Origin of the sequence: Pseudomonas putida (assembly GCA_041879295.1) — a bacterium.
GTDB classification, from domain to species: domain Bacteria; phylum Pseudomonadota; class Gammaproteobacteria; order Pseudomonadales; family Pseudomonadaceae; genus Aquipseudomonas; species Aquipseudomonas putida_Y.
This window is the reverse complement of the sequence record CP047152.1, coordinates 1130730-1151352: the sequence shown is the minus strand read 5'-3', so window position 1 is coordinate 1151352 and position 20623 is coordinate 1130730. Positions and strand designations below refer to the sequence as shown.

19 protein-coding genes are annotated in these 20623 nt (G+C 61.7%); 15 read left to right on the top strand and 4 right to left on the bottom strand.

The annotated features are described in order from the left end of the window. Positions 1-63: 63 nt before the first annotated feature. On the top strand, positions 64-1269 hold the full coding sequence (gene gltS / locus GST84_05385; protein ID XGB11823.1) for a sodium/glutamate symporter: 1206 nt from the start codon (positions 64-66) through the stop codon (positions 1267-1269). 58 nt (positions 1270-1327) lie between these two features. Here the strand turns inward: gltS and GST84_05380 are convergent, their stop codons facing one another. Further along, positions 1328-1969: a DUF1109 family protein gene (locus tag GST84_05380; protein XGB11822.1), complete on the bottom strand. Its 642-nt coding sequence runs from the start codon at positions 1967-1969 to the stop codon at positions 1328-1330. Beyond that, positions 1959-2543 carry a sigma-70 family RNA polymerase sigma factor gene (locus GST84_05375; GenBank protein ID XGB11821.1) on the bottom strand — a complete coding sequence of 195 codons (585 nt, stop codon included), beginning with the start codon at positions 2541-2543 and terminating at the stop codon, positions 1959-1961. Before GST84_05375 ends, GST84_05380 begins: the two co-directional genes overlap by 11 nt. Positions 2544-2767: 224 nt before the next feature. Between GST84_05375 and GST84_05370 the strand changes: the two genes are divergently transcribed. The 10 genes from GST84_05370 (at position 2768) to GST84_05325 (ending at position 12513) form a co-directional block, all read left to right on the top strand. Further along, positions 2768-3055 (top strand): DUF2282 domain-containing protein, encoded by a 288-nt coding sequence (locus GST84_05370; GenBank protein XGB11820.1) that lies wholly within the window; start codon positions 2768-2770, stop codon positions 3053-3055. A gap of 34 nt (positions 3056-3089) precedes the next feature. Further along, a complete protein-coding gene (locus GST84_05365; GenBank protein ID XGB15710.1) occupies positions 3090-3905 on the top strand; it encodes a DUF692 family protein in 816 nt (271 codons plus the stop codon). Beyond that, complete coding sequence (locus GST84_05360; GenBank protein XGB11819.1) at positions 3902-4675, top strand: DUF2063 domain-containing protein; 774 nt, start codon at positions 3902-3904, stop codon at positions 4673-4675. Before GST84_05365 ends, GST84_05360 begins: the two co-directional genes overlap by 4 nt. Continuing rightward, positions 4668-5135: a DoxX family membrane protein gene (locus GST84_05355; protein ID XGB11818.1), complete on the top strand. Its 468-nt coding sequence runs from the start codon at positions 4668-4670 to the stop codon at positions 5133-5135. The genes GST84_05360 and GST84_05355 overlap by 8 nt, the downstream gene beginning before the upstream one ends. 302 nt (positions 5136-5437) lie before the next feature. Next, positions 5438-5821 (top strand): glycine cleavage system protein GcvH, encoded by a 384-nt coding sequence (gcvH, locus tag GST84_05350; GenBank protein ID XGB11817.1) that lies wholly within the window; start codon positions 5438-5440, stop codon positions 5819-5821. A gap of 11 nt (positions 5822-5832) precedes the next feature. Continuing rightward, positions 5833-8688: an aminomethyl-transferring glycine dehydrogenase gene (gene gcvP / locus GST84_05345; GenBank protein ID XGB11816.1), complete on the top strand. Its 2856-nt coding sequence runs from the start codon at positions 5833-5835 to the stop codon at positions 8686-8688. A 154-nt stretch (positions 8689-8842) separates the two neighbouring features. Then, on the top strand, positions 8843-10219 hold the full coding sequence (locus tag GST84_05340) for an L-serine ammonia-lyase (protein XGB11815.1): 1377 nt from the start codon (positions 8843-8845) through the stop codon (positions 10217-10219). Positions 10220-10246: 27 nt separating this feature from the next. Next, on the top strand, positions 10247-11368 hold the full coding sequence (gene gcvT, locus GST84_05335; GenBank protein XGB11814.1) for a glycine cleavage system aminomethyltransferase GcvT: 1122 nt from the start codon (positions 10247-10249) through the stop codon (positions 11366-11368). A 357-nt stretch (positions 11369-11725) separates the two neighbouring features. Next, positions 11726-11935, top strand: a complete 210-nt coding sequence (locus tag GST84_05330) for a cold shock domain-containing protein (protein ID XGB11813.1) — start codon at positions 11726-11728, stop codon at positions 11933-11935. 89 nt (positions 11936-12024) lie between these two features. Further along, positions 12025-12513, top strand: a complete 489-nt coding sequence (locus tag GST84_05325) for an RDD family protein (protein XGB11812.1) — start codon at positions 12025-12027, stop codon at positions 12511-12513. Between the two features lie 147 nt (positions 12514-12660). Here GST84_05325 and lptG read toward each other — a convergent pair whose 3' ends face one another. Beyond that, complete coding sequence (gene lptG, locus GST84_05320; GenBank protein XGB11811.1) at positions 12661-13722, bottom strand: LPS export ABC transporter permease LptG; 1062 nt, start codon at positions 13720-13722, stop codon at positions 12661-12663. Next, entirely contained in the window at positions 13715-14830 is a 1116-nt protein-coding gene (lptF, locus tag GST84_05315; protein XGB11810.1) for an LPS export ABC transporter permease LptF, read from the bottom strand. The genes lptG and lptF overlap by 8 nt, the downstream gene beginning before the upstream one ends. A 301-nt stretch (positions 14831-15131) precedes the next feature. Between lptF and GST84_05310 the strand changes: the two genes are divergently transcribed. The 4 genes from GST84_05310 (at position 15132) to GST84_05295 (ending at position 20502) form a co-directional block, all read left to right on the top strand. Then, positions 15132-16625, top strand: coding sequence for a leucyl aminopeptidase (locus GST84_05310; GenBank protein ID XGB11809.1), 1494 nt, complete (start codon positions 15132-15134; stop codon positions 16623-16625). 50 nt (positions 16626-16675) lie between these two features. Further along, positions 16676-17104 (top strand): DNA polymerase III subunit chi, encoded by a 429-nt coding sequence (locus GST84_05305; protein ID XGB11808.1) that lies wholly within the window; start codon positions 16676-16678, stop codon positions 17102-17104. 5 nt (positions 17105-17109) lie between these two features. Beyond that, positions 17110-17475, top strand: coding sequence for a DNA polymerase III subunit chi (locus GST84_05300; protein ID XGB11807.1), 366 nt, complete (start codon positions 17110-17112; stop codon positions 17473-17475). 180 nt (positions 17476-17655) lie between these two features. Beyond that, a complete protein-coding gene (locus tag GST84_05295) occupies positions 17656-20502 on the top strand; it encodes a valine--tRNA ligase (GenBank protein XGB11806.1) in 2847 nt (948 codons plus the stop codon). Positions 20503-20623: the final 121 nt, after the last annotated feature.

The following is a 20623-nucleotide window of genomic DNA, read 5'->3' as shown; positions in this document are numbered from 1 at the left end:
AGTGCTCCCCGTAGAATGGTGACATTGTAATTTTGCATGTCACCTTGAACTAAGAGCACCCTGATGTTTGAACTCGATTTTTACGGGACACTTGTAGCCGCCTCTTTGGTACTGCTATTGGGACGCGGCCTGGTCGCACGTATCGGTTTCCTGCGCGCATACAATATCCCTGAGCCTGTTGCAGGCGGCCTGGTCGTTGCCTTGTCACTTCTGGCATTGCGCAGTTTCGATGTACACGTCCAGTTTGATACCTCGTTGCAAACACCGTTGATGCTGGCATTCTTCGCTACCATCGGCTTGAGTGCAGACTTCGCGAGCCTGAAGAAAGGTGGACGCGTGGTCGCCGTATTCCTCCTGGTGGTGACGGGTTTGCTGGTGGTTCAGAACGCCATGGGTATCGGTCTGGCGACAGCGTTGGGGCTCGACCCGCTGATGGGCCTGCTGGCCGGTTCGATCAGCTTGTCGGGTGGCCACGGTACAGGCGTTGCCTGGGGCGCGACCTTCACTGAGAGGTTTGGCCTGGCTTCGGCGTCGGAACTGGCAATGGCCTCTGCCACTTTCGGGCTGGTGTTGGGCGGTTTGATTGGTGGCCCAGTCGCCCGGTTGCTGATCAAACGGGTCAAGACACCAGGGGTGCAAGAAGAAACGCCGCAGCTACCCAAGGGCTTTGAACAACCGGACAGAGAGCGCCTGATCACATCGTTTTCATTTATAGAAACCTTGGCACTTATTGCTGTCAGCTTATTGACTGGCACATTACTTAACAGCTTGCTGAAAGGTACAGCATTCGAACTACCGACATTCGTTTGCGTACTCTTCGTCGGCGTACTGTTGCGCAATGGTCTTCGGGCTTTCGGCTTTTACAAAGTATTCGAACGGGAAGTGTCGGTACTGGGCAATGTAAGTTTGTCCCTGTTCCTGGCCATTGCCTTGATGTCGCTCAAGTTGTGGGACCTGGCAGCCCTGGCTTTACCCTTCTTTACCTTGTTGGCCGCGCAGACACTGGTCATGGCGCTGTTCGCAATCTTCGTGACGTTCAAGGTAATGGGGCGCAACTACGATGCAGCCGTCCTGGCTGCCGGCCACTGTGGCTTCGGCCTGGGTGCTACACCGACAGCCATCGCCAACATGCAAGCGGTGACACAACGCTATGGTGCCTCGCACCTTGCCTTCCTGGTGGTGCCGATGGTGGGGGCGTTCTTCATCGACATCATCAATGTCATCGTGATCAAGCTGTACCTGGCATTGCCCTTGTTCATTACTGGTTAAGCGCTTTCAGGCCCCCTTAAAGCACAGGACCGACAACCAGAAGGCCGCTCTGAGTTGCCTACCAACGCAGCATGCGGGGGCCCCACCAGGCACCGAACGCCGTCGGAACAAGCATGCCAAGGACATACCACACACCCCAGAACGGTACGCCCATTTCCGGACAATGCAGGCAGTAGGCCACCGTCGCGGTCGAGCCCGCCAGCAGGCCGCCGGCAGCGCCCGCTTGCCGTAACCGGGTGGGCGCCAGGCCTTTCAGCGCCCAGAACACGGTGACAAAAGCCGGCACCGACAGCAACGTGATATTCAGTGCGCAGGTACGCCATGTGCGCCCGAACAACAGGTCGGCGCGAGCATCCACAGGCGCCCCGGCGATACTCACGGCCGCCCCGCACCAGACCAGCAGCAGTGGCAAGCCAAGCATCTTCCAGCCCGCAGCGCCCTTCCCCCCTGGCCTGGCCAAGCGGCTTGTCAACCACAGCCCGATCAACGCCAAGCTGGTTGGAAAGGCGACTTTGCCCCCGAACAACGGGGTTTGTGCGACCTCTGTGATATCACTACGTACACCGTAAAGGGCAACTGTCAGCAGCAGTGCTGCGGTCAGCCCACCCAGCACAGCAACCGCCATCCGCCTGCAAACGGCGTGGCGCGGCACTGGCCCTTCGCCTGCGGCCAGCAAGGCAATCAAGTCGTCAGTCTTCATGGTTATTGGCTCCTCCAATCAGCCTGGATAGCGCTTTCAGACCTCGATGTATCCCAACCTTTACCGCTGAACTGGAAAGCCCGGTAAGTTGTGCCGTCTCTTCGACAGACAACCCCTCCAGCTTGACATGAACAATCGGCAGTCGTTGCCGCTCTGGCAGTTGCTTGAGCAGCTTGGTCAGGTCTCGGCTGGCCTCGGCTGATTCAACCTCCGAGATGGCAAACAGTTGCGCATCATCGTCCAGAACATCATGCCGGGCTTCGCGACGTGAAACACTTCGCAGATGATCCGCCAGTTTGTAACGGGCGATCGCATGCACCCAAGCCGTCAAAGGCTGCTGTGCCTGGTAAGTGTGACGCGCGTTATGCACCGCCAGCAGCACATCCTGCACCATGTCCTCTATCTCGGCCGGGCGCCTGCTCAGACGGCTGCGCAGAAACGCACGGACATGCAGCGCAAGCGTGCCAAGAAAATCCTGATAGGCCAGCTGGTCGCCTGTCAGCCCTCGAAGCAACAGTGCTTTCAACCGGGCCTCGCGAGCCTCGAGCTCATCCTGTGAGTTAGTTCGCTGCATGGGCCGCCTGGGTTACACCCTGAATACAATTGACTTGATTCATCCGCTCCCGGCGTGTGGCACGCAGGTGCTGCAAATATGCCATGCCCTTGGCTTCAACATCAGCTTGTTAAGACATGCCCTGAAAAAAATTCTCCCACGGCTGTAACCCTTTTTACGCGAGGCACGAATTACTCCATGAGCCGCCGGTAAAGACCACGGCCACACTCTCAGGAGATTCACCCATGAAAACCCTCGCCCTCACCACTGCAGCACTTGCTCTCGCCTCGCTTGCAGGCGTTGCCATGGCGGCCGACAGCACGCAACCCGCAGGCAGTGGCGCTGCCATGGAAAAATGCTACGGCGTCGCCATGGCAGGAAAGAACGATTGCAAGGCCGGCGCCGGTACCAGCTGCGCAGGCAGTGCGAAGAAAGACTACGACGGCATGCACTGGAAAAACGTCCCCGCCGGCACCTGCACTTCGATCAAGACACCTGCCGGCATGGGTTCGCTGACACCTCACAAGTCTTGATCAGGGGAAACCGACCATGAACGCAGACGCACGAATGGGCGCCGGAATCAGCCTGAAGGCCGAGCACTACGACCAGGCGCTGGCGTGCAATCTCGAAGGGCTCTGGTTTGAAGTTCACCCGGAGAACTACATGGTCGGTGGCCCTCGCCTTGCCTGGCTGAACCGCATCGCAGAGCGGCACCCGGTCTCATTGCATGGTGTGGCACTTTCGCTGGCGGCTGATGCAGCCCCCGATCAGGACCACTTGCAGCGTCTGCGCGCACTGTGCGATCAGACCGAACCGGTACTTGTATCAGAGCACCTGGCCTGGTCCACCTGGCAGGGGCACTACCATCCAGACCTGCTGCCATTTCCCCGCAGCAACGAAGCCCTTCAGCGCATCGCTGAAAACATCCAGCGATGCCAGGAGGTATTGGGCCGGCGTATATCCATCGAAAACCCCAGTCATTACTTGCAGCTGCAGGGCCATGACTGGGACGAGATCGACTTTCTTGGCGAACTGACACGTCGCACGGGTTGTGGCCTGCTGCTGGACATCAACAACGTCTATGTGAGTGCTCACAATCTGGGGTTCTCGGCAACTGCCTACCTGGACCGCTTTCCAGCGCAAACCATCACAGAAATTCACCTGGCCGGGCACAGCGATGATGACCAAGGCAACCTGTTGATCGACTCTCATGATGCGCAGGTGGCCGAGCCTGTGTGGGCGCTGTACCGCCAACTGGTTTCCCGTGTCGGCCCGCGCCCGACACTCATTGAACGTGACGACAAGCTTCCCCCGTTCACCGAACTGCTTGCCGAACGGTCCATCGCACAGTCGATCATGACTTGCCCAGGTGTATTGCCATGAACCTTTCCCTTGGTCAGTTCCAGCACGCATTCATCGAGGCACTCTATTCCCGCCCTGCTCCCCAGCTTTCGGGAGTGGCCGAACAAGCGGCGTTCGCGGTTTATCGCAACACGGTGCTGGCCGGCTGCGTGGATGCGCTGCGCGCAAACTTTCCGAGCGTGTGCACACTCGTCGGGCGCGCCTGGATGGATGAGACCGCGGCAGTCTATGCGCGGCAATTTCCCCCCAGCGATCCCCGGCTGATCTGCTACGGCGCAACCTTTCCAGATTTCCTCGAAGACATTCAGTCACAGCATGCTGTGCCGTATCTGGCGGATGTCGCGCGCCTGGACCTGCGTTGGACAGAAGCCTTCAGCGCGCCGAACGAACCGTGCCTGAACCTTGTCGAGCTGGCAGGCATGACCCCCAGCGATCTGGATCACGGTTGCCTGGCCCCCCGTGCCAGTGCCCGCTGGTACTGGTGCGAAGCGCATCCTGTGTACACCCTGTGGCGCTGCGCCCGCGAACAGCTTGCCTGGCCCCATGACCAGCCATGGGTGGGCGAAGGGGTACTGTTTGTCGGGACCGCTGATGGCGTATGCCATCAGCCGTTGGGGAAAGGTGGCCATGAGTTTCTCAAGGCCTGTGCGGCCGGACACTCGCTGATGCAGGCCTCAGACCTGGCGCGACACGCAGAAACCGACCTGGACTTCACCGAGATGCTCGGGCGCCTGATGACAGCCCAGGCTTTTCGCCCACTCGCCTTCACAGGAGAACACCACCATGGCTAGTGTCGATTTCACACCCCCGGCCAGCGGCCTGCGGCGCGCCTGGAACCACGTTGCGCAAAGCATCGAGCGCCGGTTGAGCGATGACCTGTTGTGCCTGGTCGCCCGGCTCGGGATCGCCTCGGTATTCTTTCTTTCCGGGCGCACCAAAGTGGAAGGTTTCCTTACCCTCACACCCGGCACCTATGAGCTGTTCCGCACCGAGTACGCGCTGCCGCTACTCTCGCCCTGGCTTGCAGCGCACCTGGCAGCCTACGCTGAGCACTTGTTCCCGCTATTGCTGGTGCTCGGGCTGATGACCAGGCTATCTGCGCTGGCACTGCTGGGCATGACCCTGGTGATAGAAGTGTTCGTATACCCCGATGCGTGGCCCACCCACCTGACTTGGGCAGGGCTCTTGCTGCTCCTGGTCGCACGTGGCGCCGGCGCGTTTTCGCTGGATCATCTGCTGAAAGTGAAATGACCGAAGGCCAATTGGCACCTGCCATGTTCACGCAGCAATCGTATCGTTTTCGCTACACTGTAGCGAAAACGATACAAGCCCGCCTCGACGTGGGTGCACAAGGGTTTGATGCTCAAACCCTTTTCCTCCCATGAGCACCTGTAACGATATCATTCCATACAAAAAATATGGCTTTCCACCATATTTACGTAAGCAATTGATAAAAAAGAAGTTCTTTATATTGGCCGCATTATTGCTTAGGGAATCCTACCCTAAGAGCGCGGCGCCACCGCGCCCCACGCCCTGCTTCCCGAGGATTTCCCATGAGCGAGTTGCGTTTCACTGAAGATCACGAATGGCTGCGCGTCGAAGCCGATGGCAGCGTCACCGTGGGCATCACCGCCTACGCCCAGAATGCCCTGGGCGACGTGGTTTTCGTGCAACTGCCAGAGTTGCAGCAGTATGAGAAAGGCAGCGAAGCGTCCACCGTCGAATCGGTCAAGGCCGCCAGCGGCGTGTACATGCCACTGACGGGTGAAGTGGTCGAAGTCAACGGCCAGCTCGAAGACAGCCCGGAACTGGTCAACGAAGACCCGATGGGCGAAGGGTGGTTCTTCCGCTTCATCCCTGCCGATGCAGAAGCCGTGACCGCTCTGCTCGATCAGGACGCCTACGACCGCCTGCTCAAAGCCAACGACGACGCCTGAGGACACCCGCCATGACCATCAACCTCGGCACCGCCAACGAATTCATCGCCCGTCACATTGGCCCGCGCGCCGCTGACGAACAGGCCATGCTCACTGCACTGGGCTTCGACTCGCTGGACGCCATGACCGCTGCGGTCATCCCCGACAGCATCAAGGGCACTAGCGTGCTTGGCTCGCATGACGGCCAAAGTGAAGCGGATGCGCTGGCCGCACTCAAGGCCATCGCCGGCAAGAACCAGCTGTTCAAAAGCTACATCGGCCAGGGCTACTACAACACCCACACTCCGGCGCCGATTCTGCGCAACTTGCTGGAAAACCCGGCCTGGTACACCGCCTACACCCCATATCAGCCAGAAATTTCCCAGGGCCGCCTGGAAGCGCTGCTGAACTTCCAGACCCTGATCAGCGACCTCACCGGCCTGCCGATCGCCAACGCCTCCTTGCTTGACGAAGCCACGGCTGCGGCCGAGGCCATGACCTTCTGCAAGCGCCTGTCGAAGAACAAGGCCAGCCACACCTTCTTCGCCTCGGTACACTGCCACCCGCAAACCCTCGACGTGCTGCGCACCCGTGCCGAGCCGCTGGGTATCGAAGTTGTGGTTGGCGACGAGCGCGAGCTGGGCGATGTCAGCGCCTTCTTCGGCGCCCTGCTGCAATACCCGGCCAGCAACGGTGAAGTGTTCGACTACCGCGAGGTCGTACAGCGTTTCCATGCTGCCAACGCACTGGTCGCCGTAGCAGCAGACCTGCTGGCCCTGACCCTGCTGACCCCACCGGGCGAATTCGAGGCTGACGTGGCCATCGGCAGCGCCCAACGCTTCGGCGTGCCACTGGGCTTCGGTGGCCCGCACGCGGCTTACTTCGCCACCCGCGACGCGTTCAAGCGCGACATGCCTGGCCGCCTGGTCGGCGTGTCGATTGACCGCTTCGGCAAAACCGCCCTGCGTCTGGCCATGCAGACCCGCGAGCAACACATCCGCCGCGAAAAGGCCACCAGCAACATCTGCACCGCCCAGGTGCTGCTGGCCAACATCGCCAGCATGTTCGCCGTCTACCACGGCCCTGCCGGCCTCAAGCGCATTGCCGAGCGCACCCATGCCCTGACCGCGATCCTTGCCGCCGGCCTGAAGGCGCTGGGCGTACAGGTGGTAGGCGCCAGCGCCTTCGACACCCTGACCCTGGCCACCGGCACTGCCACCGCCAGCCTGCATGGAAAGGCACGCGCCCAAGGCATCAACCTGCGCCAGATCGATGCCGCCCATGTGGGTTTGTCTCTGGACGAAACCAGCACTCAGGCTGACGTCGAGTCGCTGTGGCAGCTGTTGGGTGGCGAGCAGGCACAGCCTGACTTCACCGCACTGGCCGCCAGCACCGGTTCCCTGCTGCCTGCCGCCCTGCTGCGCCAGTCGGCCATCCTGGAACACCCGGTGTTCAACCGCTACCACAGCGAAACCGAGCTGATGCGCTACCTGCGCCGCCTGGCCGACAAGGACCTGGCGCTGGACCGCAGCATGATCCCGCTGGGCTCGTGCACCATGAAGCTGAACGCCGCCAGCGAAATGATCCCGGTCACCTGGGCCGAGTTCGGCAACCTGCACCCGTTCGCCCCGGCCGAGCAGAGCCAGGGCTACCTGCAGATGACCACCGAACTGGAGGCCATGCTGTGCGCGGCCACTGGCTATGATGCCGTGTCGCTGCAGCCCAACGCCGGCTCGCAGGGCGAATACGCCGGGCTGTTGGCGATCCGCGCCTACCACCGCAGCCGTGGTGAAGGCCACCGCGATATCTGCCTGATCCCGTCGTCGGCCCATGGCACCAACCCGGCCACCGCACATATGGCTGGCATGCGTGTCGTGGTTACCGCCTGTGACGCCCGTGGCAACGTCGATGTCGAGGACCTGCGCGCCAAAGCCATCGAGCACCGCGAGCGCCTGGCTGCAATCATGATCACCTACCCGTCGACCCACGGCGTGTTCGAGGAAGCGATCGGCGAAATCTGCGCGATCATCCACGACAACGGTGGCCAGGTGTACATCGACGGCGCCAACATGAATGCCATGGTCGGACTGTGCGCGCCAGGCAAGTTCGGCGGCGACGTTTCCCACCTGAACCTGCACAAGACCTTCTGCATCCCGCACGGTGGTGGTGGCCCGGGCGTTGGCCCGATTGGCGTCAAGTCGCACCTGGCGCCGTTCCTGCCAGGCCATGCACAGCTGGAAAACACCCAGGGCGCGGTATGCGCTGCGCCGTTCGGTAGCGCCAGCATCCTGCCAATCACATGGATGTATATCCGCATGATGGGCGGTGCCGGCCTCAAACGTGCCTCGCAAATGGCAATCCTCAACGCCAACTACATCGCCCGCCGCCTGGAAGAGCACTATCCTGTTCTGTATACCGGCGGTAATGGCCTGGTGGCTCACGAATGCATTCTCGACCTGCGCCCACTGAAGGACAACAGCGGCATCAGTGTCGACGACGTGGCCAAACGGTTGATCGACTTCGGCTTCCACGCCCCGACCATGTCTTTCCCGGTGGCTGGCACGCTGATGATCGAACCGACCGAAAGCGAGTCCAAAGAAGAACTGGACCGCTTCTGCAACGCGATGATCCAGATCCGCGAAGAAATCCGCGCGGTGGAGGACGGTAGCCTGGACAAGGACGACAACCCGCTGAAAAACGCACCGCACACTGCGGCTGAGCTGGTTGGCGAATGGACCCATGGCTACAGCCGCGAGCAGGCGGTATACCCCTTGGCGAGCCTGGTGGAAGGCAAGTACTGGCCGCCGGTCGGCCGGGTCGACAACGTGTTCGGCGACCGCAACCTGGTGTGCGCCTGCCCGTCGATCGAGAGCTATCAGGACGCCTGATTGCGCTCAGGCCCGCTACCTGACTTGAGGTGTGGACCTCTGTGGGAGCGGGCACGCCCGCGAATGCGATGATGACTTCACCGACGCATTCGCGGGCACGCTCGCTCCCACAGGGTTCACCGTCCGCCTAATTTCCCCGGCTGGAGGAACCACCATGTCACTGAGCGTCTTCGACCTGTTCAAGATCGGCATCGGCCCCTCCAGCTCCCACACGGTCGGCCCGATGCGCGCCGCTGCGCGGTTCGCCGAAGGGCTGCGCCGTGATGGCTTGCTTACCCGCACCGCCAGCGTCAAAGCCGAGCTGTATGGCTCACTGGGCGCCACAGGCAAAGGCCACGGCAGTGACAAAGCCGTGCTGCTGGGCCTTGAAGGCGAACACCCGGACATTATCGACACCGACAGCATTCCCGCTCGCCTGCAAGCCATCCGCGACAGCGGACGCATCAACCTGCTGGGCGAGCACAGCATTGCGTTCATCGAAAAGCAGCACCTGGCGATGATCCGCAAGCCGTTGGACTACCACCCCAACGGCATGATCTTCCGCGCGTTCGACGACGCAGGCCTGCAAATCCGAAGCCGCGAGTATTACTCGGTAGGCGGTGGTTTCGTGGTCGACGAGGACGCTGCCGGCCACGACCGCATCGTCGAGGACACCACGGTGCTGGCCTATCCGTTCAAGACCGCCAAGGAGCTGCTCGGCCACTGCACCGCGCATGACCTGTCGGTGAGCCAGGTGATGCTGGCCAACGAGACCGCCTGGCGCCCAGAAGCAGAAACCCGAGCCGGGCTGCTGCGCATCTGGCAGGTGATGCAAGATTGTGTCGCTGCTGGTTGCCAGCATGAGGGCATATTACCGGGAGGGCTCAAGGTCAAACGCCGTGCGCCGGCCCTGTACCGCCAACTGAGCGGCCACCCGGAGGCCAGCCTGCGTGACGCCCTGTCGGTGCTCGACTGGGTCAACCTCTACGCCTTGGCAGTGAACGAGGAAAACGCCTACGGCGGTCGTGTGGTTACGGCCCCTACCAACGGCGCAGCGGGCATCGTCCCGGCAGTCCTTCACTACTACATGCGCTTCGTGCCGGGTGCCAGCGAGGACGGGGTGGTGCGCTTTCTGCTCACCGCCGCAGCCATCGGCATCCTGTACAAGGAAAACGCCTCCATCTCCGGTGCCGAAGTGGGCTGCCAGGGCGAGGTCGGCGTGGCCTGCTCGATGGCCGCCGGGGCGCTGTGCGAAGTGATGGGTGGCAGCGTGCAGCAGGTGGAGAACGCCGCCGAAATAGGCATGGAACACAACCTGGGCCTGACCTGCGACCCGATCGGCGGCCTCGTGCAGGTGCCCTGTATCGAGCGCAATGCGATGGGCTCGGTGAAGGCCATCAACGCGGTACGCATGGCCCTGCGCGGCGACGGGCAGCACTACGTGTCGCTGGACAAGGTCATCCGCACCATGCGCCAGACCGGCGCCGACATGAAAAGCAAATATAAAGAGACCGCCCGTGGCGGCCTGGCCGTCAACATCATTGAATGTTGACCCGACAATGACAGCAAGGAGTCATCGATGTCCGAAACACTGCTCAAGACCCCACTGCATGCCCTGCACCTGGAACTGGGTGCGCGCATGGTGCCGTTCGCCGGCTACGACATGCCGGTGCAGTACCCGCTGGGTGTGCTCAAGGAACACCTGCACACCCGCGAGCAGGCCGGCCTGTTCGACGTCTCGCACATGGGCCAGATCATTCTGCGTGGTGCTGACGCCGCCAAGGCGCTGGAAAGCCTGGTACCGGTGGATATCATCGACCTGCCGGTGGGCATGCAGCGCTATGCCATGTTCACCAATGAGCAAGGCGGCATTCTTGACGACCTGATGGTTGCCAACCTGGGCGACGACACTCTGTTCCTGGTAGTCAACGCGGCCTGCAAGGCGCAGGACCTGGCTCACCTGCAAGCGCACATCGGCAGCCGCTGCGAGGTGCAGCCGCTGTTCGAGGAGCGTGCCCTGCTCGCCCTGCAAGGCCCGGCTGCGGTCAAAGTGCTGGAACGCCTGGCTCCAGAAGTGGCCGGCATGATCTTCATGCAGTTGCGCCGGGTAAAGCTGCTGGACGTGGACTGCTTCGTCAGCCGCTCGGGCTACACCGGCGAAGACGGCTACGAGATCTCGGTACCGGTCAACGCTGCCGACGCCCTGGCCCGCCGCCTGCTGGCCGAGCCGGAAGTACAGCCGATCGGCCTGGGCGCACGCGACTCGCTGCGCCTGGAAGCTGGCTTGTGCCTGTATGGCCATGACATGAACACCGAGACTACGCCGATCGAAGCCAGCCTGCTGTGGGCGATTTCCAAGGTGCGCCGTGCCGAGGGTGCACGTGCTGCCGGCTTCCCTGGTGCCGAGGCGATCTTCGCCCACGTGCGCGACGGGGTCGCGCGCAAACGCGTAGGCTTGTTGCCTCAGGAGCGTACGCCAGTACGCGAAGGCGCGGACATTGTCGACGCAAACGATAAACCGGTGGGTAAAGTATGCAGCGGAGGCTTTGGTCCGACACTCGCTGCACCTGTCGCAATGGGTTATATCGATAGTGAACATGCTGCACTCGACACTGCACTGTTTGCCGTGGTGCGTGGAAAGAAGGTGGCCTTGAAAGTCAGCAAAATGCCTTTCGTGACACCACGTTACTACCGTGGCTGAAACGGCTTTGTGAAGGTTTTGGGCAGCGTCGACATATTCGTTTTCGAACCTGCCCAATAACTTTTGAACATGGCGCCAGGCCAGGCGCCATGCCGTTTCCGACAAATCGGTCGGTTATCGGCAAGCGGCCAGTTTTCCATACGACCAAGGGCTTGTTTTTCGCTCGGGAGTTGGCGTAGAGTCACTGCACTGTGTTTGCATGGGTCGCAACAGTTCGTGACCTGGGCCAGTAGCCGAGATTTGCTACAACCCGTTCGACGTCTCTTACTTCCTGCAACCCAGCCCAGTAGTCTTTCGCTTACAAAAAAGTGCGAAAGAAACTGTCATCAAAATTTAAGTTTCATAGGAAATAAGACAATGGCTGAGCGTCAGAAGGGTACCGTCAAGTGGTTCAATGACGAAAAAGGTTACGGCTTCATTACCCCAGAAAGCGGTCCGGATCTCTTCGTGCACTTCCGCGCTATCGAAGGCAACGGCTTCAAGAGCCTGAAAGAAGGCCAGCAAGTCACCTTCGAAGCAGTCCAGGGCCAGAAAGGCATGCAGGCTGACAAGGTTCAACCTGTCTGATCCAGCGCCAGACTTTGAAAAGCCCCTGCCAAGTGCAGGGGTTTTTTTTTGCCCGTAGAATAGTGGGCTCGTATTTTGGAGCGTCCTGCATGTCCAAGCCTCTACTCACACCCCAGGGTGATTTTCCGCCGGTCAGCCTGGGCCGGCGCCTGGCTGCAATGTTCTATGACTTTTTGCTGTGTACCGCACTGCTGATCGTTACCGCTGGCGCCTACAAGATGATTCAGATGTCGATCATCGGCGAAGCACGTATGCGCGAGCTGACCGAGGCCGGCGCACTGGATGGCGACCCACTGCTGTCTACGGTATTGCTGTTTGCCCTGTTCGGCTTCTTTGCCAAGTTCTGGACCCACAGCGGGCAGACGCTGGGTATGCAGGTGTGGGGCGTCCGGGTGCAGAATGCCGATGGCTCGGCCATCAGCCTGTGGCAGGCGCTGTTGCGGTTCGTCGTGTCGATCGCCTCGTGGCTGTGCCTGGGGTTGGGTTTTTTCTGGGTGCTGATCGACAATCGCAAGCGTGGTTGGCATGACATCTATTCGGAAAGCCAGCTGGTGCGGGTGCCTAAACAGAAAAAATAAGCCACAAGCTTGGCGTTGCCGGTTCGGCCCTTTCTTGATGCCTGCGCGGTACCTGTAGGAGCGGGTTTACCCGCGAAGAGGCCGGGACAGCTCAACACCCATGAAAAAGCCGACCCTGAGGTCGGCTTTCTTGTGCAGCTCAGGCTATTAGCCTGCCCGGCGCAGCAACCACACGCCCGCCAATGCACAGATACCTGCCGGGATCACCACCGCTAGCAGCGGCGGGAAGCCGAATACCTGACTCGAAGGCCCGAGCAGGTCCTGGCCAATGCGAAACACGAAGCCCACCAGTACACCCGTGAACACGCGCTGACCGAGGGTTACCGAACGCAGCGGGCCAAAGATGAACGAGATCGCCATCAGCACCAGAGCCGCCGTTACCATCGGCTGCAGCACCTTGGTCCAGAACGCCAGCCAGTAGCGGGCGTTGTTCAGGCCCTGGTCAGACAGGTAGTGGATGTAGTCCCACAACCCGGTAATCGAAAGCGACTCCGGCGCGAGGATTACGGTATTGAGCAGCTCTGGCGTGAGCGATACATCCCAGCGCTCCTCTGGCGCGTTGACCACCTCGGTATGGTCGCCACGGAAGTAGGTGGTACGCACATCGGCGAGCAGCCAGTGGTCGCTCTGGTACTGTGCGCGGCGGGCAAAGCTCGAGGTGACGATCTTGCGCTCGCTGTCGAAGCGGTAGCGGGTCACGCCCAGCAGCAGGCCATTGGGCTGTACGGCGTTGATGTGCACGTACTCCTCGCCCTGGCGGTGCCACATGCCGCGCTTGGAGCTTTGTGCCTCACCACCACCCTGAGCCAGAGAACGGTCGGCCTGAGCCTTGTTCTCAGTCACCGGAGCCACATATTCGCCAATCAGCAGACCAACCAGCATCAGCACCAGCATCGGCTTCATCACCGCCCAGACGATGCGGCCGATGGACACGCCGGCCGCACGCATGATGGTCAGCTCGCTGCTGCTGGCCAGACTGCCCAGGCCGATCAGGCAACCGATCAAGGCGGCCATTGGCAACATTTCATACAGCCGCCGAGGCGCGGTAAGCAGGACAAAGTTGCCCGCTTCCATCACTGTGTAGGTGTCACTCAGGTCGCTCATCTCATCGATGAAAGCGAAAAGTGAAGCCAGGCCGAGGATGATCCCCAGCACGGCCAGGATGGCCAGCAGCACGCTCTGGCCGATGTAGCGATCGAGCTTAGCCATGGGCCACCTCCGCACGGCGGGCGGCGCGTTTGAGGCGCAGCGGCTCCCAGTACATCAGGCCAAGGCCGATCAGCAGGAACAGGCCGTGTACCCACCACATGCCCAGGGCAATCGGCAGTTTGCCCTTCTCGAGGGCGCCGCGTACGGAAATCAGCATTGTCAGGTAGGCCATATACAGAAGAATTGCCGGCAGCAGCTTGAGGAAGCGGCCCTGGCGCGGGTTGACCCGCGACAGTGGCACTGCCAGCAGGGTGACGACGAACACCAGGATCGGCAGCGACAGCCGCCATTGCAGCTCGGCGCGCTCACGCAGGCCCTTGGCGCCGATCAGTTCGGAGGTGGGAATAGCTTCGCGCTCGGTCACTTCCTCGGCCACTTCCGGCTTGGGCAGCAGCACGCCGTAGGTGTCATACTTGATGGCGCGGTAGTCGGCCTGGCCCGGATTGCCGTCGTAGCGGTAACCGTTTTCCAGAACCAGGTAACGGTTGCCGTCGGCCTGGATTTCCTGGTGACCTTTTTCAGCGACCAGCACCGATGGGGCGCGGTCCTTGGTCTTGTCCTGGTTGAAGCGCTTCTCGGAGATGAACACCCCGCCCAGGTTGATGCGGTCATCCGACAGTTGCTCGGTATAGGTTACCCGCGAGCCATCACGCAAGGTCTGGAAGCGGCCCGGCACCAAGGTATCGAACTCGGTCAGGGCATCCTGCTGGCTGATGATCTGCTGCACCTGGGCCACGCCCTGCGGGGCCAGGCTCATGCTCAACCAGGCCACCAGCAGGGCAACCAGGGCAGCCGGTGCCATGGTCAGGCCCAGCAGGCGCTGCTGGCTCATGCCTGTGGCCGACAGCACGGTCATCTCGCTTTCCAGGTACAGGCGCCCGTAAGCCAGCAGTATGCCGAGGAAGAGCCCCAGAGGCAGGATCAGTTGCAGGAAGCCTGGCAAGCGGTAGCCCATGATCAGGAACAACACGCCAGGGTCGAGCACGCCTTGGGCAGCCTGGGCCAGGTACTTGATGAAGCGCCCGCTCATGATGATCACCAACAGCACAGCGCTGACGGCGCTCAAGGTCACCAGGACCTCGCGGGACAGATAACGAAAGACGATCAAACCAGACACTCCTGGGTTGTCAGGGCGGACAGCCATGCAATGGCGCCAAACAATGACTTAGTACATCCAAGACCAATGCCGGTTCGCCAAAGGCGAACCTCCATGTAAAGTGCGCGCATTATCCTGTGATTGACCGCCCCTGTCACTTGGCCGCGCACGAAGGTGCACAACGGGGTTGTCAGCACGCTTGCCACAGGCTCAAACTGGCAGCTTTTCCGCTGGTGCGCGACGACGCGGCCAGGCCCGTCCAGAGCGCCGGAACACACGGCGCCATTCGTATCGATCATTCGGGGATCCTGACATGGAACTGGTTGTAAAAAGCGTAGCTGCTGCATCCGTAAAAACCGCCACCCTGGTCCTTCCGGTAGGTGAAAACCGCAAGCTCGGCGCTGTTGCCAAGGCTGCCGACCAGGCCAGCGAAGGCGCCATCAGCGCCGTGCTCAAGCGCGGCGACCTGGCCGGCAAGCCGGGCCAGACCCTGCTGCTACAGAACCTCCCTGGCCTGAAAGCCGAGCGCGTGCTGCTGGTGGGCAGCGGCAAGGAAGAAGCCCTGGGCGACCGCGCCTGGCGCAAACTGGTGGCCAGTGTCGCTGGCGTGCTCAAGGGCCTGAATGGCGCTGACGCAGTGCTGGCCCTGGACGATATCGCGGTCAGCAACCGCGACGCCCATTATGGCAAGTACCGCCTGCTGGCTGAAACCCTGCTGGACGGCGAGTATGTGTTCGACCGCTTCAAAAGCCAGAAAGCCGAGCCGCGCGCGCTGAAAAAGGTCACCCTGCTGGCCGACAAAGCCGGCCAGGCCGAAGTCGAGCGCGCGGTCAAGCATGCCAGCGCCATCGCCAGCGGCATGGCCTTCACCCGCGACCTCGGCAACCTGCCGCCTAACCTTTGCCACCCAAGCTTCCTGGCCGAACAGGCCAAAGACCTGGGCAAGGCGCACAAGGCCCTCAAGGTTGAAGTGCTGGACGAGAAAAAGATCAAGGACCTGGGCATGGGCGCGTTCTACGCCGTGGGCCAGGGCAGCGACCAGCCACCCCGCCTGATCGTGCTCAATTACCAGGGCGGCAAAAAGGCCGACAAGCCTTTCGTGCTGGTGGGTAAAGGCATTACCTTCGACACCGGCGGCATCAGCCTCAAGCCAGGCGCCGGCATGGACGAAATGAAGTACGACATGTGCGGCGCCGCCAGTGTGTTCGGCACCCTGCATGCAGTGCTCGAACTGCAACTGCCGATCAACCTGGTGTGCCTGCTGGCCTGCGCCGAGAACATGCCAAGCGGCGGTGCCACCCGCCCAGGTGACATCGTTACCACCATGAGTGGCCAGACCGTGGAAATCCTCAACACCGACGCTGAAGGCCGCCTGGTGCTGTGCGACACCCTGACCTACGCCGAGCGCTTCAAACCGCAGGCGGTCATCGACATCGCCACCCTGACCGGCGCCTGCATCGTCGCCCTGGGCAGCCACACCTCCGGCCTGATGGGCAATAACGACGACCTGGTCGGGCAGTTGCTCGATGCCGGCAAGCGCGCCGACGACCGTGCCTGGCAGTTGCCGCTGTTCGATGAATACCAGGAGCAACTGGACAGCCCGTTCGCCGACATGGGCAACATTGGTGGGCCGAAGGCCGGTACGATCACCGCTGGCTGCTTCCTGTCGCGCTTCGCCAAAGCCTACAACTGGGCGCACATGGACATCGCCGGTACCGCCTGGGTCAGTGGCGGCAAGGACAAAGGCGCCACTGGCCGCCCGGTTCCTCTGCTGACCCAGTACCTGCTGGACCGCGCTGGCGCCTGAAGCCGTGAAGCTGGTGGTGCCTTGCGCACCACCGGCCGGTAATCCCCACCATGAGCAAAGTCGACTTCTACATTCTGCCCACCGATTCGCTGTCGGCGCGGCTCGATTTCGCCTGCAAGCTGTGCGAAAAGGCCTGGCGCCTCGGCCACCGGGTCTATCTGCACTGCCAGGATGCAGAACAGCGCAGTGAACTGGACCAACGCTTGTGGCGCTTCAAGGGCGAGGCTTTCGTGCCCCACGACCTGGCCGAGGTCCATGCAGATGCTGGCGTGGTGCTGGGCCTGGCTGACAACGCGGGCGAGCACTGCGGTCTGCTGATCAACCTCGGCGCCAGCGTGCCGGGCTTTGTCGGGCAGTTCGAGCGGGTGGCCGAAATCGTCGTTGAAGAGCCCGCCATCCGCCAATCAGCCCGTGAGCGATTCCGTTTCTACCGTGAACAGGGCTATGCTCTGCAAGACCACCGCTTACAGCGACTTTGACGACGATGGACAAGCCCTCCCCTTTGCCCGATTCCGCCCACCTGCTCGATGACCTCGAGTCGATCCGTCAGCTGCTTGGCGACGCCGACCTGCAACCGCCGCTGCTCACCGAGACGGTAGAGCAGATTCCGTTGCTGCTGGACGAAACCGCCAGCGACCCCGCGGCGCCCGACGAACCGGTAGCTGCCGAACCCGAGGACGACCCGCAAACCCGCCGCCAGGACACCCTGCTGCACCTGGAAAGCGAGCTGCGCGCTGCCGCGCAGATGATCATGCAGGACGTGATCAACGACTTTACCCCGCATATCGAGAACGAAATCAAGCGCCGGCTGGATGCGCGGATCGAGCGCCTGATCAAGCGTTCCGAGTAGAATCGGGCAACGGTGTCGCCTGCTTCGCAGGCAAACCCGCTGCCACAGGTTCGAAGCCTGCGCTTTGCCCGCGAGACAGGCGACACTGTTCCGACAGTTGTCAGCAGCTTGTCGCCTGCGGCCCCCAGCTTGGTTATACTTCCCGGCTTTCCCGAATAAATGCACAGGGTCCCGCCGCGCATGGATAAGACCTACCAGCCGCACGCAATCGAAACCTCCTGGTACAACACCTGGGAGTCCGAGAACTATTTCGCTCCACAAGGTGCAGGCGAGTCCTACACCATCATGATCCCGCCGCCGAACGTAACCGGCAGCCTGCACATGGGCCACGGGTTCAACAACGCGATCATGGACGCCCTGATCCGTTTCCGCCGCATGCAAGGCCGCGACACCCTGTGGCAGCCTGGTACCGATCACGCGGGTATCGCCACGCAGATGCTGGTCGAGCGCCAACTTGAAGCCAAAGGCCAGAACCGTCATGACCTGGGCCGCGAAAAGTTCCTGGAAAAGGTCTGGGAATGGAAGGATCAGTCCGGTGGCAACATCAGCCGCCAGATTCGCCGCCTGGGCTCATCGGTAGACTGGAGCCGCGAGCGCTTCACCATGGACGATGGCCTGTCCGAAGCAGTAAAAGAAGCGTTCGTGCGCCTGCATGAAGACGGCCTTATCTACCGCGGCAAGCGCCTGGTCAACTGGGACACCAAGCTGCACACAGCGATCTCCGACCTCGAAGTGGAAAACCACGACGAGAAAGGCCACCTGTGGAACCTGCGCTACCCGCTGGCCGACGGCGCCAAGACCGCCGAAGGGCAGGACTACCTGGTGGTTGCCACCACTCGTCCGGAAACCCTGCTGGGTGACGCCGCCGTGGCAGTCAACCCGAACGACGAACGCTACCAGGCACTGATCGGCAAATTCGTCGAGCTGCCATTGGTCGGCCGCCGCATCCCGATCATCGCCGATGACTATTGCGACCCCGAGTTCGGTACCGGTTGCGTGAAGATCACCCCGGCCCACGACTTCAACGACTACGAAGTCGGCAAGCGTCACAACCTGCCGCTGCTGAACATCTTCGACAAGAACGCCTTCGTGCTGGCCAGTGCCCAGGCCTTCAACCTCGACGGCAGCGTCAACGAGCAGGTCGACACCCAACTGCCGGCCCAGTATGCCAACCTTGACCGTTTTGTCGCGCGCAAGCAGATCGTCGCCGACCTGGACGCCCAGGGCTTGCTGGTCAGCATCGACGACCACGCCCTGAAAGTGCCGAAAGGCGACCGCTCCGGCACGGTCATCGAGCCGTGGCTGACCGACCAGTGGTACGTTTCCACCAAGCCGCTGGCAGAACCTGCCATCGCCGCCGTGGAAGATGGCCGCATCCAGTTCGTGCCCAAGCAATACGAGAACATGTACTTCTCCTGGATGCGTGATATCCAGGACTGGTGCATCAGCCGCCAGCTGTGGTGGGGCCACCGTATTCCGGCGTGGTACGACGAGGCCGGCCAGGTCTACGTTGGCCGCAGCGAGGAAGAAGTACGCACCAAGCACAAGCTGGGCGCCGACGTGGCCCTGCGCCAGGATGACGACGTACTTGACACCTGGTTCAGCTCGGGCCTGTGGACATTCTCCACCCTGGGCTGGCCGGAACAGACCGAATTCCTCAAGAAGTTCCACTCCACCGACGTACTGGTGACTGGCTTCGACATCATCTTCTTCTGGGTTGCGCGCATGATCATGCTGACCATGCACCTGATCAAGAACGAAGACGGCACCCCGCAGGTACCGTTCAAGACCGTGTACGTGCACGGCCTGGTACGTGACGGTCAGGGCCAGAAGATGTCCAAGTCCAAGGGTAACGTGCTGGACCCGCTGGACATCGTCGACGGTATCACCCTCGACGCCCTGCTGGAAAAACGCACCAGCGGCATGATGCAGCCCAAGCTTGCCGAGAAGATCGCCAAGCAGACCAAAGCCGAGTTCCCAGAAGGTATTGCCAGCTACGGCACCGACGCCCTGCGCTTCACCTTCTGCTCGCTGGCCTCGACTGGCCGCGACATCAAGTTCGACATGGGCCGCGTCGAAGGCTACCGCAACTTCTGCAACAAGATCTGGAACGCTGCCCGCTACGTGCTGGACAAGGGTGAAGACTGCGGCCAGAACGGCGAAGCCTACGAGCTGTCGCTGGCCGACCGCTGGATCATCTCGCAGCTTCAGCGTACCGAAGCCGAAGTAACCCGCCAGCTGGAGCAGTTCCGCTTCGACCTGGCCAGCCAGGCGCTGTACGAGTTCATCTGGAACCAGTACTGCGACTGGTACCTGGAGCTGTCCAAACCGGTACTGTGGGACGAAAACGCCCCGGTAGAGCGCGCCCGCGGCACCCGCCGCACTCTGGTGCGTGTGCTGGAAGTGGCACTGCGCCTTGCGCACCCGTTCATGCCGTTCATCACCGAAGAAATCTGGCAGCGCATCGCGCCGCTGGCCGGCATCGACGGCAAGACCATCATGCTGCAGCCGTGGCCAGTGGCCAACGAAGCGCGCATTGACGCCGCCGCCGAAGGCGACATCGAGTGGCTGAAAGAGCTGATGGTCGGCCTGCGTAATATCCGTGCCGAAATGAACATCGGCCCAGGTAAGCCGCTACCGCTGTTCCTGAAGAATGCCAACGCCGACGACCAGCGCCGCCTGCAGGAAAACGAAGCGCTGCTGAAGAAGCTGGCCAAGGTCGAATCGTTCACCGTCCTCGGCGATGCCGACGAAGCGCCGCTGTCCGCTACCGCCCTGGTCGGTGACCTGCAAGTGCTGGTGCCAATGGCCGGGCTGATCGACAAGGATGCCGAGCTGGCACGCCTGAACAAGGAAATCCAGCGTCTGCAAGGTGAAGTGCAACGTGTTGGCGGCAAGCTGTCCAACGCAGCCTTCGTCGACAAGGCCCCACCTGCGGTGATCGAGAAAGAACGCGCCAAGCTGGCCGAGTCTGAACAGGCTCTGGCCAACTTCACCGAGCAGCATGCGCGGATTGCTGCGCTGTAAACACTAGAGAGACCGTTGGGGCCGCTACGCGGCCCTTTCGCGACACAAGGCCGCTCCCACAGGACGGCGCCAACCTTCAAGGCGCCACCCTCCTGTGGGAGCGGCCTTGTGTCGCGAAAGG

Coding starts and splice junctions, on each gene's coding strand:
- gcvP (XGB11816.1), top strand. CDS start 5,833: ATGACCATCAACCTCGGCACCGCCAACGAATTCATCGCCCGTCACATT.
- GST84_05340 (XGB11815.1), top strand. CDS start 8,843: ATGTCACTGAGCGTCTTCGACCTGTTCAAGATCGGCATCGGCCCCTCC.
- GST84_05295 (XGB11806.1), top strand. CDS start 17,656: ATGGATAAGACCTACCAGCCGCACGCAATCGAAACCTCCTGGTACAAC.
- GST84_05365 (XGB15710.1), top strand. CDS start 3,090: ATGGGCGCCGGAATCAGCCTGAAGGCCGAGCACTACGACCAGGCGCTG.
- GST84_05330 (XGB11813.1), top strand. CDS start 11,726: ATGGCTGAGCGTCAGAAGGGTACCGTCAAGTGGTTCAATGACGAAAAA.
- gcvH (XGB11817.1), top strand. CDS start 5,438: ATGAGCGAGTTGCGTTTCACTGAAGATCACGAATGGCTGCGCGTCGAA.
- GST84_05310 (XGB11809.1), top strand. CDS start 15,132: ATGGAACTGGTTGTAAAAAGCGTAGCTGCTGCATCCGTAAAAACCGCC.
- GST84_05300 (XGB11807.1), top strand. CDS start 17,110: ATGGACAAGCCCTCCCCTTTGCCCGATTCCGCCCACCTGCTCGATGAC.
- gcvT (XGB11814.1), top strand. CDS start 10,247: ATGTCCGAAACACTGCTCAAGACCCCACTGCATGCCCTGCACCTGGAA.
- GST84_05355 (XGB11818.1), top strand. CDS start 4,668: ATGGCTAGTGTCGATTTCACACCCCCGGCCAGCGGCCTGCGGCGCGCC.
- gltS (XGB11823.1), top strand. CDS start 64: ATGTTTGAACTCGATTTTTACGGGACACTTGTAGCCGCCTCTTTGGTA.
- GST84_05375 (XGB11821.1), bottom strand. CDS start 2,543: ATGCAGCGAACTAACTCACAGGATGAGCTCGAGGCTCGCGAGGCCCGG.
- GST84_05360 (XGB11819.1), top strand. CDS start 3,902: ATGAACCTTTCCCTTGGTCAGTTCCAGCACGCATTCATCGAGGCACTC.
- GST84_05325 (XGB11812.1), top strand. CDS start 12,025: ATGTCCAAGCCTCTACTCACACCCCAGGGTGATTTTCCGCCGGTCAGC.
- GST84_05380 (XGB11822.1), bottom strand. CDS start 1,969: ATGAAGACTGACGACTTGATTGCCTTGCTGGCCGCAGGCGAAGGGCCA.
- lptG (XGB11811.1), bottom strand. CDS start 13,722: ATGGCTAAGCTCGATCGCTACATCGGCCAGAGCGTGCTGCTGGCCATC.
- GST84_05305 (XGB11808.1), top strand. CDS start 16,676: ATGAGCAAAGTCGACTTCTACATTCTGCCCACCGATTCGCTGTCGGCG.
- GST84_05370 (XGB11820.1), top strand. CDS start 2,768: ATGAAAACCCTCGCCCTCACCACTGCAGCACTTGCTCTCGCCTCGCTT.